12 protein-coding genes are annotated in these 15,871 nt (G+C 66.1%); 11 read left to right on the forward strand and 1 reads right to left on the reverse strand.

Annotation, left to right across the window (positions count from 1 at the left end; translation table 11 throughout):
• Positions 1–92: 92 nt before the first annotated feature.
• From QW868_RS21675 to QW868_RS21695, 5 genes are all read left to right on the forward strand, one after another.
• Complete coding sequence (locus QW868_RS21675) at positions 93–1,436, forward strand: aspartate aminotransferase family protein (protein WP_315736599.1); 1,344 nt, start codon at positions 93–95, stop codon at positions 1,434–1,436.
• 182 nt (positions 1,437–1,618) lie between these two features.
• On the forward strand, positions 1,619–1,963 hold the full coding sequence (locus QW868_RS21680; RefSeq protein WP_316231472.1) for an endonuclease domain-containing protein: 345 nt from the start codon (positions 1,619–1,621) through the stop codon (positions 1,961–1,963).
• 290 nt (positions 1,964–2,253) lie between these two features.
• A complete protein-coding gene (locus QW868_RS21685) occupies positions 2,254–2,814 on the forward strand; it encodes a phage holin family protein (protein WP_315736598.1) in 561 nt (186 codons plus the stop codon).
• Positions 2,815–3,160: 346 nt separating this feature from the next.
• Positions 3,161–4,699 (forward strand): EAL domain-containing protein, encoded by a 1,539-nt coding sequence (locus QW868_RS21690; protein WP_316231473.1) that lies wholly within the window; start codon positions 3,161–3,163, stop codon positions 4,697–4,699.
• A 15-nt stretch (positions 4,700–4,714) separates the two neighbouring features.
• Complete coding sequence (locus QW868_RS21695; RefSeq protein WP_316231474.1) at positions 4,715–5,569, forward strand: TIGR01459 family HAD-type hydrolase; 855 nt, start codon at positions 4,715–4,717, stop codon at positions 5,567–5,569.
• 71 nt (positions 5,570–5,640) lie between these two features.
• Here the strand turns inward: QW868_RS21695 and QW868_RS21700 are convergent, their stop codons facing one another.
• Complete coding sequence (locus QW868_RS21700; RefSeq protein ID WP_315736595.1) at positions 5,641–6,036, reverse strand: response regulator; 396 nt, start codon at positions 6,034–6,036, stop codon at positions 5,641–5,643.
• A 267-nt stretch (positions 6,037–6,303) separates the two neighbouring features.
• Between QW868_RS21700 and QW868_RS21705 the strand changes: the two genes are divergently transcribed.
• The 6 genes from QW868_RS21705 (at position 6,304) to QW868_RS21730 (ending at position 15,128) form a co-directional block, all read left to right on the forward strand.
• Complete coding sequence (locus tag QW868_RS21705; RefSeq protein ID WP_315736594.1) at positions 6,304–7,284, forward strand: bifunctional riboflavin kinase/FAD synthetase; 981 nt, start codon at positions 6,304–6,306, stop codon at positions 7,282–7,284.
• 328 nt (positions 7,285–7,612) lie between these two features.
• On the forward strand, positions 7,613–10,627 hold the full coding sequence (gene ileS / locus QW868_RS21710) for an isoleucine--tRNA ligase (protein WP_316231475.1): 3,015 nt from the start codon (positions 7,613–7,615) through the stop codon (positions 10,625–10,627).
• Positions 10,628–10,821: 194 nt separating this feature from the next.
• Positions 10,822–11,319, forward strand: a complete 498-nt coding sequence (lspA, locus tag QW868_RS21715; protein ID WP_315736592.1) for a signal peptidase II — start codon at positions 10,822–10,824, stop codon at positions 11,317–11,319.
• Positions 11,320–11,521: 202 nt separating this feature from the next.
• Positions 11,522–12,187, forward strand: a complete 666-nt coding sequence (locus tag QW868_RS21720; protein WP_315737061.1) for a hypothetical protein — start codon at positions 11,522–11,524, stop codon at positions 12,185–12,187.
• Between the two features lie 176 nt (positions 12,188–12,363).
• Positions 12,364–13,749 (forward strand): pitrilysin family protein, encoded by a 1,386-nt coding sequence (locus QW868_RS21725; RefSeq protein WP_316231476.1) that lies wholly within the window; start codon positions 12,364–12,366, stop codon positions 13,747–13,749.
• Positions 13,749–15,128 (forward strand): pitrilysin family protein, encoded by a 1,380-nt coding sequence (locus QW868_RS21730; RefSeq protein ID WP_316231477.1) that lies wholly within the window; start codon positions 13,749–13,751, stop codon positions 15,126–15,128. Before QW868_RS21725 ends, QW868_RS21730 begins: the two co-directional genes overlap by 1 nt.
• Positions 15,129–15,871 lie beyond the last annotated feature (743 nt).

Below are 15,871 nucleotides of genomic sequence, written 5' to 3' on the forward strand. Positions count from 1 at the left end.
AGCACGATCCGTTTCGGCAAGCTTTTCTGGCACCGGTTCGCCACCTTTCCGGATCATGCTGCCGCCGTCGCACAACCGTCCGAGAGGTCCCCATGCTGGACAAGAGCCCCCGCCCCGCCGTCACCGTTCCGAATGATCTTGCCGCGCATTGGATGCCGTTCACCGCGAACCGCGCGTTCAAGAAGAACCCGCGCCTGCTCGCCGGTGCCAAGGACATGCACTACATCACCGTCGACGGCCGCAAGATCATCGATGCCGCCGCCGGCATGTGGTGCTGCAATGCCGGCCATGGCCGCAGCCAGATCGCCGAGGCGATCGGCAAGCAGGCCGCGGCGCTCGACTATGCGCCGCCGTTCCAGTTCGGCATTCCCCAGGCCTTCGAGCTGGCGAACCGCATCGCCGACCTCGCGCCCGCCGGCCTCGATCACGTGTTCTTCTGCAACTCCGGCTCGGAGGCGGCCGACACCGCGCTGAAGATGGCGCTGGCCTACCACCAGATCAACGGCCAGGGCAGCCGCACCCGCCTGATCGGCCGCGTCCGCGGCTATCACGGCGTCGGGTTCGGCGGCACCTCGGTCGGCGGCATCGTCAACAACCGCAAGCTGTTCGGCACCTTGCTGACCGGCGTCGACCACATCCCGGCCACCTATGACCGCGAGAAGCAGGCCTTCACCAAGGGCGAGCCGGAATACGGCGCGCACTTCGCCGATGAGCTCGAGAACCTCGTCAACCTGCACGGCGCCAACACCATCGCCGCCGTGATCGTCGAGCCGATGGCCGGCTCGACCGGCGTGATCCCGGCGCCGAAGGGCTATCTCAAGCGGCTGCGCGAGATCACCCAGAAGCACGGCATCCTGCTGATCTTCGACGAGGTCATCACCGGCTTCGGCCGCCTCGGCTACGCCTTCGCCGCCGAGCGCTATGGCGTGACGCCTGACCTTCTCACCTTCGCCAAGGGCGTCACCAATGGTGCGGCTCCGATGGGCGGCGTGCTGGTGCGTGACACCATCCATGACGCCTTCATGAGCGGCCCCGAGCACATGGTGGAGTTCACCCACGGCTACACCTACTCGGCGCATCCGATCGCCTGCGCGGCCGGCCTCGCCACGCTCGACATCTATCGCGACGACAAGCTGTTCGAGCACGCCCGCGTGATCGAGCCGAAATTCGCCGACGCGGTGATGTCGCTGAAGGGCCTGCCCAACGTGCTCGACATCCGCACCGTCGGTCTCACTGCGGGCATCGATCTCGCCTCGCTGCCGGACGCGGCCGGCAAGCGCGGCTACTCGGCGATGGAGACCGCTTTCCACGACAACGACCTGATGCTGCGCATCGCCGGCGACACGCTGGCGCTGACCCCGCCGCTGATCGTCAGCGAGGATCAGGTCGGCGAGATCATCGAGAAGGTCGGCAAGGTCATCAAGGCCGTGGCGTAGGCCGCGCGACGATAAAACGTCAGCAAGCAAAATGGCGGCTCAAAGAGCCGCCATTTTTATCTGCGGGCGCCTCGCCCCAGCGGAGCATTTGCTATGCTTCCATAGTCGCCGAACTATCCGTTCCCTCCCCCCTTGTGGGGGAGGGGTAGGGAGGGGGGTAGCCTAGGATGCCGCACGCAGTCGTGAGCGACCGCCAGCGCAACAGAGCGAAGCAACTTCGCCAAGCGATGACGCGTGCCGAGACGCTGCTACGGAGGTATATCAAGGCGAACCGAATGGACGGCGTGAATTTTCGCCGTCAGGTACCAATTCAAAACTATATCGCGGACTTTTTCTGCTTCTCGGCAAAGCTCGTGATCGAGCTCGACGGCGAGTCACACGATTTCGCTCAGCGCCAAGCAAAAGATGCCAAGCGCGACGAGTTCCTTGCAACCGAAGGATTTGAAGTCCTTCGGTTTACCAACGCGCAAGTGACGTCGAACCTCGAAGGCGTCGTTGAGGCGATCCGCCAGGCCCTTGCCAATTAAGCCCGCGGCCTACCCCCCTCCCCGGCCCTCCCCCACAAGGGGGGAGGGAGCGGAGAGAGTTGCGCGAGCGGCAAAGACGACACGCGCGACAAAAGCCCCAAGAGGACCAGAGGCAGGCAGCCATGACATTCACGCTGTCCTAGCTTAAGGACGATCTCGACGTTGCGCCGCAGGGAGAGGCAACGGCGCCCGATCTGCACCCGCCTTCCCGCCGGGAACCTTCGCAAATCCTCCACGTTCATGTCGCGAGCCGGCGGTTTGCGCGGCGAACGGATTGTCGGAGGACGCGCATGCTTGCACCGCCAGGAGAGCTGTTGCGCTTGGGACTCGAGCAGAGGCTCAACCGCGTGAAGCGCGCGACCCAGTCCTACATACGTGATCGCGCGCGACAGGCCACCGGCACCGTGACGTCCTACGCCGTCGCGGCCGGGATGTTCGCCACTGCGGGCGTCTTCCTGATCGCCGCCTGCATTGTCGGGCTGACGGCGCTGTTCCGCTGGGTGGAAATGACCTACGGCCTGTTCACCGCGTTCGCGGTGGTCGGCGGCATCCTGGTCGCGCTGGCGGTGATCTGCGCGATCATCGCCGCGGTGAAGCTCCGCAGCCCGTCGCCGCATTATCCTTCACTCTCCAGCCGGCTACGCGTGGCGATCGCCGCGCCGGTGGCCCAGGAACCCGATGCGGACGAGATCGATCCCGACACCATCCCCTTGGCGCCGTCATCGACGTCGCCGAATCACGCGAGCGGAGTTGCGGGCGCACTCGGACGGGTCAACGTGCCCGTCGGTGTCGCCGTTGCGGCACTGCTGCTCGGCGTGGCCGCCCTGCGCAGGCGTCATCGCAGCAAGTGAGCCTGCCCGGACAGCGACAGGCGCGGTTCGACGGACATCGAAGCATAACCGGCTCAGTTGAGCTGATCCGCGTCGGGATCGCTGCCACTCCTGGAGCGCCTACATGCGCCGATCAGGCGAAGGGCGTCGCGAGCATGTCTGAAGATGTCTGGAATCCGCACGGCGCGTACTCCGGCGTTCTACGGACCCGCGACACTACGATGACACTCCGCTTGCCGAGCTGAACTTGCGTAAATGACACGCAGACGAGAAATCATCGGCGTCTCCCGGTATTTGAATCCCGCCCACTATCCTCGCGAATCAACAGAAGTGCTAAGGTTGCGTTCGGTTGGGAGCGCCGCGCAGCATGATCCGTATCTCCACGATTTTCATTGCCGTTTGTATGGTTCTGGTCGCGGCCTCGCTCGGCCTGATCCTGTATTCGGTGGCCGGTATCAGTGGCTCGGAATCGGCGATCGTCGCGCTCACCGCACTGACCTTCCTGATTCTCTACAACGCCGTGTCGATGCGACTGCGCGACCGCACCGATGTCGGCAGCCAGATCGCCGATCTGTCACGCGGCACCGCCGACCTCGCGCGCCAGGTCGCCGAGTTCGGCCGGCGGCTGTCGGCGGTCGAGGGACGCATCGTGTCGTCGAGTTCGGTCAGCGCTGATCGCCTGCAGGGTGTGATCGGCGAGATCAATGAGCTCGGCGGACTGATGAAGCAGCTCGCCGTCACCGTGGCCCAGCACGAGGACCTGATCGCGGCCATCCCGCCGGCAACACCGCCGGGAGCTGGGGTCAGCGCGGTTCGCGACGCCGATCGCCCGCTCCCGGCGACCGCTTCCTCCAGCGGCGCGCTTGAGATGAACGCGCTGCCGTCGAGCGGCGTCGAGCAGAAGGTGGCCGAGACCTCCGGCACGTTCAGCGCAGCACCGGCTGCCGCCCCCCTGCCGCCCAAACCGCAGGCCCCGGCGGTCACGGCCGTGCCGCGCAGCCAGCCGCAGATCCTCGCCGCCGTCAAAGGCGCGATCGAGGACAACCGCCTCGACATCTATCTGCAGCCGCTGGTAACGCTGCCGCAGCGCAAGGTGCGCTTCTACGAGGCCGTAACCAGGCTACGCGACGAGCGCGACCAAGTGGTCGCGGCCGAGGACTTCATCGGCATCGCGGAAGCCGCCGGCCTGGTCGGGCGCATCGACCACATGGTCCTGCTTCGCTGCGTCCAGGTGCTTCGCCGCCTGATGGTTCGCAACAAGGACGTCGGCATCTTCTGCAACATCTCCTCAGCCACCCTGAGCAGCCCTGCAAACTTTTCACAATGCCTCGATTTCCTCGAAGCCAATCGCGCCCTGGCGCCGTCCTTCGTGCTCGAATTCAAGCAGTCGACCTTTCGCAGCCTGGGCCCGACCGAGACCGAGCACCTCGCGGCCCTGGCGCAGCGCGGCTACCGCTTCTCGATCGACCACGTCACCGACCTCCGGTTCGAGCCGCGCGAGCTCGCTGATCGCGGTGTCCGCTTCATCAAGGTTCCGGCCGTGCTGCTGCTCGACCCCAAGCAGAGCTCGGCCTCGGACATTCATCCAACCGATCTCTCCGATCTGCTGGGCCGCTTCGGCATCGACCTGATCGCCGAGCGGATCGAAGGCGAGAACAGCGTCGTCGATCTGCTCGACTACGACGTCCGCTTCGGCCAGGGCTTCCTGTTCGCGCCGCCCCGCCCATTGCGACCGGAGGGCGCATCTGCTACCGGCGATGCCGCCGCCGGCCCATCGGGCGGGCAGGACATCAAGATTCAGGACCCCAATGCCGCCGGCACCACCTCTCTCGACGTGTCACACACCAACGCTCCGACGCGCAGCGGCAATGCCGCCCTCGCCCGCCGTGTCGCCGGCACCATCTGAGATCAGCCGCCTGCCATGACCGTTCTCCGCTTCGAAGAGCGGCTGCGCGATCTCGTCGGCCGCAAGCAGGTTTTGCTGAGCGACATCTGGGGCGTGGTCCATAACGGGCTGGAGTCCTTCCCCGACGCCTGCGACGCGCTGCACCACTTTCGCCGCCAGGGCGGTACGGTGATCCTGATCACCAACGCACCGCGTCCGGCCGATTCGGTCCAGCGCCAGTTGCGCAAGCTCGGCGTCGCCGACGAGGTCTACAGCGCCATCGTCTCCTCCGGCGATTTGACCCGCCACTACGTGGCCGATCATCCCGGCGGCAAGGTGTTCTGGCTCGGCCCCGAGCGCGACAATTCCATCCATCGCGGTCTCGACCTGGCGCTGTCGCCTCTCGAGGAAGCCTCCTACATCATCTGCACCGGCCTCTACGACGACGAGACCGAGACCGCCGAGGACTACCGGCCGATGCTGCTGCGCGCCCGCGAGCGCAGGCTGCCGCTGATCTGCGCCAATCCGGACATCGTGGTCGAGCGCGGCGACCGGCTGATCTATTGCGCCGGCGCCATCGCCGAGCTCTACCGCGAGCTCGGCGGCGAGGTGATCTTCTACGGCAAGCCGCATCGGCCGATCTACGAGCGCGCCATGATGCTGGCCGAGCGGCACGCCGGCCGGCCGGTGGCGCGCGAGGAGGTGCTCGCGATCGGCGATTCCGTGCGCACCGATCTCGCCGGCGCGCACGGCTTCGGCATCGACTGCCTGTTCGTGACCCGCGGCATCCATTCCGAGGAATTCGCCGGCGTCGAGCAGCTCGACCCGGCCTCGGTCAAGGAGCTGTTCGGCCACCCGCCCCGCGCGCTGATGCGCGAATTGAAGTGGTGAACGGATCCTGAAACGAAAAACGCCCGGCCGAGTGCCGGGCGTCTGTCCTGTGGGAGTGGATCAGGCGGGCTTCAGGCCGTCGCCATGTCCGGGAACACCGCCTCGATCTTGGTCTTCAGCGTCGCGGCATTGAACGGCTTGACGATATAGTTGTTCACGCCGGCCTTCTTGGCCGCGATCACGTTCTCGGTCTTGGATTCCGCCGTGATCATGATGAACGGCGTGGTCGCCAGGTTCGGATCGGCACGGACCTCGCGGAGCAGGTCGTAGCCGGTCATCGGCTCCATGTTCCAGTCCGAGATCACGAGGCCGTATTTCTTGGCGCGCATCTTGTTCAGCGCCATCGAGCCGTCGCTGGCATCGTCGATGTCCTCGAACCCGATCTGCTTGAGAAGATTCCTGATGATACGGATCATGGTGCTGTAATCGTCGACGACGAGCACCGGCATCGTCAAATCAACCGCCATCTTGACTCCCCCAGACGCGAACACAACGCGCAGACTGTTACAAAAACGCTGTTGCGGCACGGGTCGTAACCGACCCCGCCATCCGCCCCGAGCAGTAGCATCAGCCGTTAAACAGCGCGTTAACTGCGCTGCGTCTGCATGTCGCTATTGCTGCGCTGCATGAGCGGAGGAACCCCTTCGGCTTGACTTCGCGGGGCCGGCCGCCCACGGTCGAGGGCAACGCCGCCAGACGGCGGCCCACCGAAATCCGCGAGATATTTCCGTCACATGCCCGATTTCAAGATCATCCGCGATTCCACCCCGCCGTCGGACATCCTCAGGGGCGCGGTGGTGGCGATGGGCAATTTCGACGGCGTCCATCTCGGTCACCGGGCCGTGATCGAGGCGGCGATCGACATGGGCAAGGCCAAGGGGCGGCCGGCGCTGGCGCTGACCTTCGAGCCGCATCCGCGGCGCTTCTTCAGCCCCAATACCCCGCAGTTCCGCCTGACCGACGAGACCGCCAAGCTGCGGCTCCTGGCCGGAACCGGCCTTGCCGGCGCCGTGGTCATGGCCTTCGACAAGGGCCGCGCCCAGACCTCGGCGCAGGATTTCATTCACCATGACCTGATCGGGCGGCTCGGGATCGCCGGAATCGCGGTCGGCTACGACTTTCATTTCGGCAAGGGCCGCGTCGGCTCGCCCAGCCTGCTCGCCAACGAGGCCCCCAAGCTCGGCATCGAGGTCGACATCCAGGCCCATGTCGACATCGACGAGCGGCCGGTGTCCTCGACCGCGATCCGCGAGGCGCTGGCGGAGGGCCAGGTCAGCGAGGCGACCGCGATGCTCGGCGGCCCCTGGTTCGTGAGCTCCGAGGTGATCCACGGCGAGAAGCGCGGCCGCGACCTCGGCTACCCCACCGCCAACATGCGGCTCGACCGTGATTGCGGGCTTCGCCACGGCATCTACGCCGTCCGGGTCGGCCGCGGCCGCGGCGCGAGCCGGGTGCTGATCGACGGCGTCGCCAATTTCGGCCGCCGGCCGACCTTCGACAATGGCGCACCGCTGCTCGAGACCTTCCTGTTCGACTTCCATAGCAGCCTCTATGGCGAGGTCCTGGATGTCGCCTTCATCGGCTTCATCCGCGAGGAGGCCAAATTCGGCTCCATCGAGGCCCTGATCCGGCAGATGGACGACGACAGCGCCAAGGCCCGCGCCCTGCTGGCGGCCCATCCTGGTCTCTTCCCGCGGCTTGGCGAGATCGGCTGATCCTCCTGCTCCATCGGTGACGTCATTCCGGGGCAGCCCGCCAGGGCTGAACCCGGAATCTCGAGATTCCGGGTTCGATGCTAGCGCATCGCCCCGGAATGACGCTGAACAACGATCCCGCAGCGTTGCTGCCGCAGGATCGCTTTGCGATTTCGCAGGCCCCCTGCTATGAGGGAGCCCCATGTTGATACGGCGCATCATCGGCATTAGCGGCCCGGCTTCCGCCTGAGCTTTGAGCTCGGCGCAAGACCGGGATGTCTCTGCTCGTTCCGCCACCCGCGATCGAAATCGCGTCTCAGCGCCTCATCTCTCAGCCAGCCAGATCACGATGTCCGAAAAGCCGCAAAAGCCCGACGCCCAAAAATCCGACGCCAAGGACTATTCCAAGACCCTGTATCTGCCGCAGACGGACTTCCCGATGCGCGCCGGCCTGCCGCAGCGCGAGCCGGAGATCCTGAAATACTGGGGTGACATCGACCTCTACGGCAAGCTGCGCGAGACCGCCAAGAACAGGCCGAAATTCGTCCTGCATGACGGCCCGCCCTACGCCAACGGCAACATCCATATCGGGCATTCGCTCAACAAGATCCTCAAGGACGTCGTGACCAAGAGCCAGCAGATGCTCGGCCACGATTCCAACTACGTGCCGGGCTGGGACTGCCACGGCCTGCCGATCGAGTGGAAGATCGAGGAGGAGAACTACCGCAAGAAGGGCAAGACCAAGCCCGACTTCCGCGACTCCGCCGCCATGGTCGCCTTCCGCCGCGAGTGCCGCGCCTATGCCGATCATTGGCTCAACGTGCAGCGCGAGGAGTTCAAGCGTCTCGGCGTGATCGGCGACTGGGACCATCCCTACGCCACCATGACCTATCCGGCCGAGGCCCAGATCGCCCGCGAGCTGATGAAGTTCGCCGCCAACGGCACGCTGTATCGCGGCTCCAAGCCGGTGATGTGGAGCGTGGTCGAGAAGACCGCGCTCGCCGAGGCCGAGGTGGAGTATGAGGACTATCAGTCCGACACGGTGTGGGTGAAGTTTCCGGTGACCTCGCCGGCGCATGGCGCGCTCGCCAGCGCCTCGGTGGTGATCTGGACCACCACGCCCTGGACCCTGCCCGGCAACCGCGCCATCTCGTTCTCGCCGAAGATCGCCTACGGTCTCTTCAAGGTCACGGATGCGCCCGCCGACAATTGGGCCAAGACCGGCGATCTCCTGATCCTCGCCGATGCGCTTGCCGATGGCGTGTTCAAGCAGGCGCGCGTCACGTCGTATGAAAAGGTGCGCGACATCCCCGGCGATACGCTCGATGCCGTCGAATGCGCGCATCCGCTGAAGGGCCTTGCCGGCGGCTACGGCTTCACCGTGCCGCTCCTGCCCGGCGACCACGTCACCGACGACACCGGCACCGGCTTCGTGCACACCGCGCCCGGCCACGGTCGCGAGGACTTCGACGTCTGGACGGCCAATGCCCGCGAGCTCGACGGCCGCGGCATCGCCACCACCATCCCCTACACCGTCGACGAGAACGGCGCGCTGACCGACCATGCCCCCGGCTTCACCGGCAAGCGCGTCATCAACGACAAGGGCGAGAAGGGCGACGCCAACGAGGCGGTCATCAAGGCGCTGACGGACGCGGGCATGCTGCTCGCGCGCGGCCGGCTCAAGCATCAGTATCCGCATTCCTGGCGCTCCAAGAAGCCGGTGATCTTCCGCAACACGCCGCAATGGTTCATCGCGATGGACAAGGACATTGCCGATGACGGCAAGGCCAAGTCCGGCGACACGTTGCGCGCCCGAGCCCTGCGCGCGATCAGCGTCACGCAATGGGTGCCGGCCGCCGGCCAAAACCGCATCAACGGCATGATCGCCAACCGTCCGGACTGGGTGATCTCGCGCCAGCGCGCCTGGGGCGTGCCGATCGCGGTGTTCGTGCGCGAGAAAGGCGACGGCTCGGCCGAGATCCTGCAGGACGAGACCGTCAACACCCGCATCGCGGACGCTTTCGAAAAGGAAGGCGCCGACGCTTGGTACGCCGACGGCGCGCGCGAGCGCTTCCTGGGCTCGCGCGCCAATGAGGACTGGAAGAAGGTCGACGACATCTGCGACGTCTGGTTCGACTCCGGCTCGACCCACGCCTTCGTGCTCGAAGACCCCGTGCACTTCCCCGGCCTTGCCGGCATCAGGCGCAAGGTCGATGGCGGCCAGGACACCGTGATGTACCTGGAAGGCTCGGACCAGCATCGCGGCTGGTTCCACTCGTCGCTGCTGGAGAGCTGCGGCACCCGCGGCCGCGCGCCGTATGACGTGGTGCTGACGCACGGCTTCACGCTCGATGAGAACGGCCGCAAGATGTCGAAGTCACTCGGCAACACCGTCGAGCCGCAGAAGGTGATCAAGGATTCCGGCGCGGACATCCTGCGCCTGTGGGTCTGCGCCACCGACTACGCCGACGACCAGCGCATCGGCCCGGAGATCCTGAAGAACACCATCGAGACCTACCGCAAGCTGCGCAACAGCATCCGCTGGATGCTCGGCACGCTGCATCATTACAAGCGCAGCGATGCCGTCGCCTTCGCCGACATGCCGGAGCTGGAGCGGCTGATGCTGCATCAGCTGTCGCAGCAGGCCGAGGTCATCAGCCGCGCCTATGCCGCGTTCGACTACAAGACCGTGATCGCGTCGCTTGCGGCGTTCATGAACACCGAGCTGTCGGCGTTCTATTTCGACATCCGCAAGGACACGCTGTATTGCGATCCGCCGTCGTCGGTGGCGCGCAAGGCGGCGCTCACCGCGATCGACCTGATCTGCGACGCCATCCTGAAATGGCTGGCGCCGGTGCTGTCCTTCACCACAGACGAGGCGTGGCGGATGTACCGCCCCGACGCCGAGCCGTCGGTGCATCTGACGCTGTTCCCGGATGCGATGGACCAGTACCGCGACGATCATCTGGCGGCGAAGTGGGAGACCATCCGCAACATCCGCCGCGTCGTCACCGGGGCGCTGGAGCTCGCGCGTGCCGCCAAGACCATCGGCTCCTCGCTCGAAGCGTCGCCGATCATCTATGTGGCCGATCGCGCGCTGCTCGGCACCTTGTTCGATACCGACCTCGCCGAGGTCTGCATCACCTCGAACTACGAGGTCCGCGAAGGCGACGCACCGGCCGATGCGTTCCGGCTCGATGCCGTGCCAGGGGTAGCGGTCGTCGTCGAGAAGGCCGTGGGCAAGAAGTGCGCCCGCTCCTGGAAGATCCTGGAGAGCGTCGGCGACGACAAGGAGTACCCCGACGTCTCCCCGCGCGACGCGCAGGCGCTGCGCGAGTGGAAGGCGCGCGGGGTCAGCGTGTGAGGCTCGCTGGTACAACACCCACAACTGTCGTCCCCGCGAACGCCGGGACCCGTAACCACCGGCGCCCTTTGTAGACAAAGACAGATGACCCAGAGCCTTTTTCAACAATCGGCCGTCCGCGGTATGGGTCTCGGCGTTCGCCGGGACGACAGCGGTGTTTGCCGCGAGTGGCCCGGCATGATCGCCATCACGCAATGACCTCCCGCCTCCGCCTCGGCCTCATCGCCGGTTTCGCCACCCTGGTCATCGACCAGGCCTCCAAGCTGTGGCTGCTGTACGTGTTCGACCTGCCCAACCGCGGCACGGTCAGGATCACCCCGTTCTTCGACCTCTACCTCGCCTGGAACATCGGCATCAGCTTCGGCTGGCTGCAGAGCGAGAGCGCGCTGGCGCAATATGGACTGATGGCGGTGAAGGCCGTCGCGGTGGTCGCCCTCGCCATCTGGATGGCGCGCGCGGAAAGCAAGCTGGCGACGGCGGCGCTCGGCCTGATCATCGGCGGCGCCATCGGCAACGGCATCGACCGGCTGGCCTATGGCGCGGTGGTCGATTTCGCGTTGTTCCACGTCCAGATCGGCGGCACGGTTTACAACTGGTACATCTTCAACATGGCCGACGTGGCCATCGTTGCCGGGGTGGCGGGCCTGCTGTATGACTCCTTCTTCGGGGCTCCCGCCGCAAAAGCGCCCTGATCCGGGTCGATACCGGCCGGTGCCGATCCAGGGTCAAGAGCCTGATGATCTTCACGTTTTCGAGATCGGCGCGATGCCTGGACGGCCCCCGTCGAATCGAGGATCGCAATCGGTGGGTTCGCGGCCGGTTCGTCGGAGCACGAGCACTGGACAAGCGAGGACAGGGAAAGCCATGCGCAAGACCGAAGTCAGCGGCCGGATCATGACCCACGCGGCCTTTCGCGCTCTGCGCCTGTCGGCGGCTGCGCTTTGCATCGGCGTCATCATGGCCGCGGGCGTCGCCCGTGCCCAGGAGGACGAGGAAGACGACAAGACCTTCGAAGAGAAGATCGTCGACAACCTGATGCGCGGCCTCGGCGGCACCAACATGGAGACGCCGACCATCAATTATCGCGAGCGCTCGCCGCTCGTCGTGCCGCCCAAGCTCGATCTGCCGCCGCCGGCTGCCGCGACCCAGGCCAATGCCCCGAACTGGCCGAAGGACCCCGACGAGCAGCAGCGCCGTGCCGCGGCCGCCGCGCGCAAGAAGGAAAACAAGGATCCGGTCAATTCGGCCCGTCCGCTGACCCCGGCCGAGATGAAGATGGGGCGGACGGCCGCCGCCAAGCCGACCGAGCCGATCCAGCCCGGCGTCAGCAACAACCCGATGATGAGCCCGTCTCAGCTCGGCTTCAAAGGCGGCCTGTTCGGCATGTTCAAGGGCAGCGACAGCGAAACCAAGCCGTTCACCAGCGAGCCGCAGCGCGAGAGCCTGACCCAGCCGCCGCCCGGCTATCAGACGCCGTCGTCGAGCTATGCCTATGGCACCGGCAAGCAGGAGCCGATCGCCGGCAAGCAGATGGACATCATGACCGGCAAGGAACGGTGAGGGCGGCTGCTCGCCGGAGCCCCCCGGACTTGCCGCGTTTGCCGGCATTAGTGAAATTTAATGTCTCGCGGCGGCACCATGCCATCGCCGCTTTGTGACGTCGGGCTCCGTCCGGCGCGATGTAGCATGCTGCGCTCAAACCCGATCGCCCCTCCCCGCGGGCCTTCAGAAGGATCATGATGTCCTCGCACCGGTTCATTCCCGTCGCCGCCGCGCTCCTCTCCATCATTGCGTTCACGGCCGGCGCTTCGGCGCAAACGACGTTCGCCTCCGAGCCCCCTGCCAGCTTCACCCTCCCCAACGGCCTGCAGGTCGTCGTGATCCAGGATCACCGCACCCCCGTGGTGACGCAGATGATCTGGTACAAGGTCGGCTCCGCCGACGAGACGCCCGGTAAATCAGGCCTCGCCCATTTCCTCGAGCATCTGATGTTCAAGGGCACCGAGAAGCATCCGGCCGGCGAGTTCTCCAAGACCGTGCTCAAGATCGGCGGCAACGAGAACGCCTTCACCTCGGTCGACTACACCGGCTACTTCCAGCGCGTGCCGCGCGACCAACTGCCCAAGATGATGGAGTTCGAGGCCGACCGCATGACCGGCCTCGTGCTGAAGGACGAGAACGTGCTGCCCGAGCGCGACGTCGTGCTCGAAGAATACAACATGCGCGTCGCCAACTCTCCGGAAGCCCGCCTCAACGAGCAGGTCATGGCGGCGCTCTACGTCAATCATCCCTATGGCCGCCCGGTGATCGGCTGGAAGCCGGAGATCGAAAAGCTCAGCCGCGAGGATGCGCTGGCGTTCTATCGCCGCTTCTACGCGCCCAACAATGCGATCCTCATCATCGCCGGCGACACCGACGCCAAGGAAGTGCGTCCGCTGGTCGAGCAGACCTTCGCCAAGATCCCCGCGCAGGGCGACATTCCCGCGCACCGGCTCCGGCCGCAGGAGCCGCAGCCGGTGGCGCCGCGCACGGTCACGCTGGCCGACCCGCATGTCGAGCAGCCCTCGATGCGCCGCTTCTACCTGGTGCCGTCGGCGACGACGGCCGCGCCCGGTGAATCCGCTGCGCTCGACGTGCTGGCCCAGCTGATGGGCAACGGCAGCAACTCCTATCTCTACCGCGCGCTCGTCATCGACAAGCCGCTCGCGATCAGCGCCAGCGCGTCCTATCAGGGCACCTCGCTGGATCCGAGCCAGTTCTCGGTCGCGGCCGCGCCGAGACCCGGCGTGGAGTTCGCCCAGGTCGAGGCGGTGGTCGACAGCGTGATCGCCGAGCTGGCGCAGAACCCGGTTCGCGCCGAGGATCTCGAACGGGTCAAGACGCAGCTGATCGCGGAGGCGATCTACGCCCAGGACAACCAGGCCACGATGGCACGCTGGTATGGCGGCGGCCTCACCACGGGACTGAGCATCGAGGACATCCGGAGCTGGCCCGATCGCATTCGCGCCGTGACCGCCGAGCAGGTGCGCACAGCGGCGCAGAAGTGGCTCGACAAGAAGCGCTCCGTGACCGGCTATCTGATCAAGGACAATGCGGCCAAGCGCGAGGAGAAGCGGTCGTGATGAACACAATGACCTTCGCGCGCCGCTTCGCCTGCACGCTCGCCGTCGCTGCCGCAGCGCTCGCCGTCACGTCGGCTGCACAGGCCGCAACCAAGATCCAGCGCCTGGTCTCGCCCGGCGGCATCGAGGCCTGGTTCGTGCAGGACGCGACCGTGCCACTGATCGCGATGGAATACGCCTTCCAGGGCGGCGCCTCACAGGATCCGATTGGCAAGCCCGGCGTCGGCAATCTCGTCGCCGACCTGCTCGACGAAGGCTCCGGCGATCTCGACTCCAAGACCTTCCACGAGCGGCTCGACCGCCGCGCCATCGAGCTCAGCTTCCAGGTATCGCGCGATCAATTCCGCGGCTCGCTGCGCATGCTCCGCGACAACAAGGACGAGGCGTTCGAGCTGCTGCGCACCGCGCTGACCTCGCCGCATTTCGACAGCGCCGATGTCGAGCGCATCCGCTCGCAGGTGTTCTCCGGCCTGCGCCGCGAGACCACCAACCCGAGCTCGCTGGCAGGCCGCAAGTTCCTCGAGCTCGCCTTCCCCAACCACCCCTACGGCCGTCCGTCCAACGGCACGCTGGACAGCGTGCCGACGATCACCGTCGACGATCTCAAGGACTACACCGGCCGCGTTCTCGCCAAGGACACGCTGAAGGTTGCCGTCGTCGGCGACGTCGATCCGGCGACGCTCGGCAAGCTGCTGGACCAGACCTTCGGCGCGCTGCCGGCGAAAGCGACCCTGACGCCGGTGCCTGACGTCATCGCCACCAAGCCGCCGCAGCGCGTCCTCGTCTCGCTCGACGTGCCGCAGACCGTCATCACCTTCGGCGGACCCGGCATCCGCCGCCACGACCCGAACTTCATGGCGGCCTATGTCGTCAACCACATCCTCGGCGGCGGCGGCCTGTCGTCGCGGCTCTACAAGGAGGTGCGCGAGAAGCGCGGCCTCGCCTACTCGGTCTATGACGCGCTGCTGTGGATGGATCACTCCGCGCTGTTCATCGGCAACACCGCCACCCGCTTCGACCGCGCCAGCGAGACCATCGCCGCAGTCGAGGGCGAGATCCGCCGCATGGCCGAGGAAGGCCCGACCCAGCAGGAGCTCGACGAGGCCAAGTCCTACATCAACGGCTCGCAGATGCTGGCGCTCGACACCTCCTCCAAGCTCGCCCAGGCGATGCTGCAATATCAGCTCGACAAGATGCCGATCGACTACATCGAGAAGCGCAGCGAGATCGTCAAGGCCGTGACCCTGGACGACGCCAAGAAGGCGGCGAAGCAGCTCTGGAGCCAGGGCCTGCTGACGGCGATCGTCGGCCGCACGCCCCAGGCCGCCGCCGAACCAGTGCAGGTGCCAGCCACCGCGCCGGTGACGAAGACGAACTGAGCGGAGCGCGGCGCTCTCGTCGCCCTGTTTTCAGCAATGCACAATGGCGATTGGTGACTTCGTCATGCCCGGGCTTGTCCCGGGCATCCACGTCTTTCCGAACCCTCGATGGACGTGGATGCCCGGGACAAGCCGGCCATGACGAACGTTCGCGGCTGACGACCGCCGGCGCCACATAATCGGTGTCGTCCCGGCCTCGAGCCGGGACCCATACCCCCAGGGCGATGTTTGAGGCAGCTTGGTCATTGACACCTGCCGCCTCACGTCGGCTGCGGCGTATGGGTCCCGGGTCGGCGCCGTCAGCCACGCTTCGCATCGCTGACGGCTTGCCCGGGACGACAGCGGGGGATCGCGCGTTGACTTCCGATAATAATAATTATCTTGCTATTTTTCGGAAATCATGTTCTTCTCCGCCATCCCGCCTCACTGCGGAGGGGCGTTGCGCGCGATCGTCACGACACGCGAGGCGGGGATGCGGTGGCCGCGAGAGGTCGCAGCGTCTTCTTGCGAGGACGCGGACGAACGATCGCTTGCGGACGTGAAGTCGCAGGGTCCTGACACCCCGACGCTGGTGTCACGTTCGCGACGGCGCTAACGCGCCGCGTGGATCATGGTGGCCAACAAGCCCGGCGCACCAGGGAGACTGCGTATAAGCGTGAAGACCACCGCGCGGGGAATGCCGGGATGTCTCGGCTGAACCTTGTATGGGGAGTAAGTTGTCAAGAGGGGCGTCGTTTGTTGGG

Origin of the sequence: Bradyrhizobium sp. SZCCHNR1051, assembly GCF_032489615.1 — a bacterium.
GTDB lineage: Bacteria > Pseudomonadota > Alphaproteobacteria > Rhizobiales > Xanthobacteraceae > Bradyrhizobium.

Coding starts and splice junctions, on each gene's coding strand:
- QW868_RS21675 (WP_315736599.1), top strand. CDS start 93: ATGCTGGACAAGAGCCCCCGCCCCGCCGTCACCGTTCCGAATGATCTT.
- QW868_RS21685 (WP_315736598.1), top strand. CDS start 2,254: ATGCTTGCACCGCCAGGAGAGCTGTTGCGCTTGGGACTCGAGCAGAGG.
- QW868_RS21690 (WP_316231473.1), top strand. CDS start 3,161: ATGATCCGTATCTCCACGATTTTCATTGCCGTTTGTATGGTTCTGGTC.
- QW868_RS21695 (WP_316231474.1), top strand. CDS start 4,715: ATGACCGTTCTCCGCTTCGAAGAGCGGCTGCGCGATCTCGTCGGCCGC.
- QW868_RS21700 (WP_315736595.1), bottom strand. CDS start 6,036: ATGGCGGTTGATTTGACGATGCCGGTGCTCGTCGTCGACGATTACAGC.
- QW868_RS21705 (WP_315736594.1), top strand. CDS start 6,304: ATGCCCGATTTCAAGATCATCCGCGATTCCACCCCGCCGTCGGACATC.
- ileS (WP_316231475.1), top strand. CDS start 7,613: ATGTCCGAAAAGCCGCAAAAGCCCGACGCCCAAAAATCCGACGCCAAG.
- lspA (WP_315736592.1), top strand. CDS start 10,822: ATGACCTCCCGCCTCCGCCTCGGCCTCATCGCCGGTTTCGCCACCCTG.
- QW868_RS21720 (WP_315737061.1), top strand. CDS start 11,522: ATGACCCACGCGGCCTTTCGCGCTCTGCGCCTGTCGGCGGCTGCGCTT.
- QW868_RS21725 (WP_316231476.1), top strand. CDS start 12,364: ATGATGTCCTCGCACCGGTTCATTCCCGTCGCCGCCGCGCTCCTCTCC.
- QW868_RS21730 (WP_316231477.1), top strand. CDS start 13,749: ATGAACACAATGACCTTCGCGCGCCGCTTCGCCTGCACGCTCGCCGTC.